The following is a 4,290-nucleotide window of genomic DNA, read 5'->3' as shown; positions in this document are numbered from 1 at the left end:
TTCCAAAGTATCCTTTTAACGAGCCGCTTTGTTTTAAGTAAACACAATTAGGGTCGCCGCCTTGGAAGTTCACGGTGCCGCCGTAAAGTAAAATACCGTAGCCGTTGAAATTAACTGTGACATCAGAGGTTACAGTTAAAGTAATGCCAGAAGGAACTGTAACATTGCCGGTTAAGGTGACATTTGCACACCATGTTTCGTCTTCTGAAAGTGTACCGCTTGTTGTAAATCGTAATTGTCTAAATTGTGCCTGATGGGTTTTATTATTATCATCGGATGAAACTGTAAAACTATATGGATTATCATTGGATCTGAATATACCATTTCTTCGCCACTCGCTTGGATTATAGGAACCAGTATGCCATACTTCTTGATAACCAAGATTGTCTGTTTGTGGGGATACTGCCTCTAATGTTACGTTTGTTCCGGTATTTCGTTGAAAGGGAAAGGGGGCTGTATATATTATGCTGTCGTCAACTTTTATCGAACCATGAGTTCCTTGTCCACTGTTATCTGTAAAATTATTATCGGCAGTGATTGTTACAACTGATGGAGGTACTGTGTAGATTATTTTTAATTTGACTTGTCCATTATAAAAATCAAGAACATTTGCCGAATATCCTGTATAGAAACTCTCGTCGGACATTATAGCTAAGTATAATGACCCTCCCAACTTACTCTTTACGTACTTACTTAAATCAGAATCAGAAGTGAATTCTTGTACTGTGTTAAAATTATAAACGGTTCTAGGAATTGCTGTACTAAATAGAGTTTTGGAAGTGTCCATAATTTGCCATACTGTTTCGGAAATTTCATTAAAACTATATTCATACTTCTTAATGTAAACCCAAGTTTGGGTATACTCCGAAGGGAAATTTGATGTATATCTCCCCTGTAATGTTAACTCTGCACTTTGGATCACTGCATTTGACGGAATTGAACTTAGATCATAAGCAACTTTCAATCTAAACATATTTGCATCTCCTGGTTCATCATCTTGGAGCCCAGCATAATAATGTTCCTGTGGACCGGAAGAATAATATGTAGTGCCTAATTGAGAATATCTTTGAATATTTTTCGCTGCGATAAAATTGCTGGAGTATTCTTCTTGTGCAAAAGTAATATTATAAAAATTAATTACTAAGAAGAATAACACAGTAAGAATTCTAATAGTTTTCATAACTTCCTCTTTTTTTTGATTTGAAAATCATTGAGCTTTTTACTTCTTTTTTTACCTTATCTCTAATTTTGAAACAGCTATTATGATTTTTTCTGTGGTTAACCTCCTTTTTTGTTGATAAAATTTTATTAGGTTTAAAAACAGAATAGTCCATTTCATCCTAATGAATGAAAAATTAAGGCAGCCAACCTTGATAGGATTATTCTTTCAAAAGAGACAGTGTTCCAGCACTGTCTCCGGATATTATTAAGCTTTAACCTCTATCATTTAATTTTTCGTGATAGATTAAATATAAACCCGTTGAGAATTCATCTGCCAAAAAGAAAACTTCACTATCAAATAATGCTGCACCGCCAATATAAATTTGGGTTCTTGGTTTGTTGAAATAAAATAAATATTCAATGTCGTTTCCATTGTAATGAGCTAAGCCGTCTGTCATCAAAAGAAAAATATCTTTTGAATTTCTTCCCCAAATTCGCTGGTAAAAATTAGGATTGTCTACTGTTAAATAAGTCTGAAATTTATTATTTACCCGCTTCGCTATTTCATTCCCTAAAACAAAATAAACCTCGCCGTTAATAACACTAATATCTGCTTGCTGCCCCTTTGTCTCTATACTTCCGTAAATCCTGTTATATTTTTTAGGGATTAAAAGTACTGGTGTATATTCATATATAAGTGTGCTATCGGGATATTGTCCCCCGCCAATTTTATAAGTTTGTACATAAAATTTCCTGTCCGGCTCATTTCTATAAAAACGCTCAACAATGCCCTGCAGTCCATCTGTATTCAGTATTGTCCAATTACTGCTGGAATAATGTGCAATAACACTATTATTGTATAAATTATTTTGTTCTGCGTACGCTCCGAAAGCATAAAAGTCGTTTGGTGATTCGCCCCACATATTATCAAACGCAATATTATTGTGTCCGTCTTTTGTTAATGCAGCTACCTCAGTCCAGACCGTTCCGTCGAAATGCCAAATTTTGCCCCGACCTGTACCGATATATACATTATCATTCGAAAAACCAAAAACAGATGCTGGTGAAATAGGACGAAAAATATTGTCAGTAGACCATTTTTCTCCATCAAAATGCCAAATAGTTCGATATAGATCCCCAGCGGGACCCACACACCATACATCAGTCGGAGAACTCCCCCAAATTCTAGTTAAATAATTCGGGTAATTAACTGTGTCCACCGTCCACGTGTAATCCCTTCTACCGGGTTGTATCTCCGGCGGTATAACTGGGTTGCTGTTACACGAGTTGAGGATTAACAAAGCACCGACTACTGTTATAAATATTTTTTTAAGCATTTCAGGCTCTCCTTAGTCGATTCAGCGAATCGACTTGCTTTGTAGGTCGGAACGCTGTTCCGACTAAGCATCAGTCGGTTCAGCGAACCGACTTACAATGTAGGCGGAACGCCGTTCAGACCTTAATCATATTTTTACAAATATAATGGTTATTTCAAAAAAGCAAATCAGTATGATTGCGTACATTTTTTAAAGAGTGATTTAAATGCCTTGAATTCAGCTCAAAATCGAAGGATTTTTGGCTAAAAAATCAAAAAGATTTTCAAGTTGAAGAAGAATTGCTTGTATAAGGGGTATTTTTATCTTAAGAGGGACAATTTGGTAGGTCTGAACACTTCCCGAAAATGGGTAACGAAAGTCGGTTCAGTCCGTTACATTTTCAACATGATAAGATCTTGACTTAAGTCGGACAGACCCACGTTCACATATAATCATTAGTTTCTAACTGAACGCTAAAAAATTAACTCAACACATCTTTCAACGAACCTATACAGTAATCAATCATCTTTTCATTCGAGTTGTAGCCCATCAATCCTATGCGCCAGATTTTTCCGGTAAGCTCTCCAAGTCCAGCTCCGATTTCCAAATTATGTTTTTGAAGAAGCTCGGTTCTTACTTTTGCTTCATCAACACCTTCGGGGACTTTTACCGCAATTAAGTTTGGTATTCTTTCGCCTTCGGGTACAAGCGGTTCAAGATTAATTTTTTTACACGTAGTGGTCAATTCTGACAGCCGTTGTATAAACTTCGCACTGTTTTCTTTATGTCTTCTCCACGAGTTTTCAATTCCTTCTTCCTTTAATATAGAGAGAGCTTCATGAATTCCATAAAAATGATTCGCTGGTGCTGTGTGATGATATGCTCGCTTTGGATTGTTCCCCCAATAACTCATTAATAAATTAAGGTCGTTAAACCAGCTTTGAATTGGAGTTTTTCTGTTTTTAATGTGGCTAATAGCTCGTTCGCTGAAAGTAACGGGTGACATTCCAGCCACACATGATAATCCTTTTTGTGAACATGAATACACTGCATCCAATTGCCATTCATCTACTCGCACTTCGACAGCACCCAATGAAGTTACAGTATCAGCAACAACAAGACAATCATATTTATGTGCAATATCAGAAAGTGTTTTAATATCTTGGAGAACTCCTGTTGATGTTTCAGCATGAACAAATGCAGCGACTTTAACGTCCGGATTAGCTTTTAATGTGTCTTCCAGTTTTTGCGGATCAACTGCGCGTCCCCACTTTTCATTTACTACGATTGGAATAGCACCTATTTTTTCAATTATCTGTTTCATTCGATTTCCAAAATATCCGCTTATACAAACTGCGACTTTCATACCAGGTTCAACAAGATTTACTAAACATGCTTCCATTCCTAAGCTACCTGGACCAGAAAGTACAAAGGTTGAATCGCTCTCCGTTTTAAATGTGTATTTAAGCAATTCTTTTATTTCATCCATCAGCTCTATGAATTTTGGGTCGAGGTGACCTAAAGTTGGTTTCGATAAAGCTTCAAGAACACGAGGATGAACATTTGATGGCCCGGGTCCCATTAAAATACGATTTGGTGGTTGAAATGACTTGTACATGATTTATTCCCACAGATTGTAAAGTAAAAAGAAAAAAGGATAAAGTAAAAAGTATAATAATTAAGTAAAAAAGCAAAAGGACAAAGTAAAAAGATAAAACGGAAGATTGTTTTCTAAATCTTTTACCTTCTTACTTCCATCTTTTTACTTTTGCCTTTTTACTTTTATCTCTTTCCTTTTGCCTTTTTACTTTTA

At 36.0% G+C, this 4,290-nt stretch carries 3 protein-coding genes; all 3 read right to left on the bottom strand.

The genetic code is table 11. The features are described from left to right. The coding region (locus ABRY23_14370) for a hypothetical protein (GenBank protein MFA3784241.1) at nt 1-1,180 on the bottom strand (1,180 nt) is incomplete at its 3' end. 253 nt (nt 1,181-1,433) lie between these two features. Further along, entirely contained in the window at nt 1,434-2,498 is a 1,065-nt protein-coding gene (locus ABRY23_14365) for a hypothetical protein (protein MFA3784240.1), read from the bottom strand. Nucleotides 2,499-2,958: 460 nt separating this feature from the next. Beyond that, the gene (locus ABRY23_14360) at nt 2,959-4,095 is read right to left on the bottom strand and encodes an alanine--glyoxylate aminotransferase family protein (GenBank protein MFA3784239.1); all 1,137 of its coding nucleotides are present in this window, start codon (nt 4,093-4,095) and stop codon (nt 2,959-2,961) included. Nucleotides 4,096-4,290: the final 195 nt, after the last annotated feature.

The sequence above is a fragment of the Melioribacteraceae bacterium 4301-Me genome (assembly GCA_041538185.1).
GTDB classification, from domain to species: domain Bacteria; phylum Bacteroidota; class Ignavibacteria; order Ignavibacteriales; family Melioribacteraceae; genus Pyranulibacter; species Pyranulibacter aquaticus.
This window is presented reverse-complemented; position numbering and strand designations above follow the sequence as displayed.

Excerpts from the sequence above, each read along its gene's own strand:
- ABRY23_14365 (MFA3784240.1), bottom strand. The coding sequence starts at position 2,498 with ATGCTTAAAAAAATATTTATAACAGTAGTCGGTGCTTTGTTAATCCTC.
- ABRY23_14360 (MFA3784239.1), bottom strand. The coding sequence starts at position 4,095 with ATGTACAAGTCATTTCAACCACCAAATCGTATTTTAATGGGACCCGGG.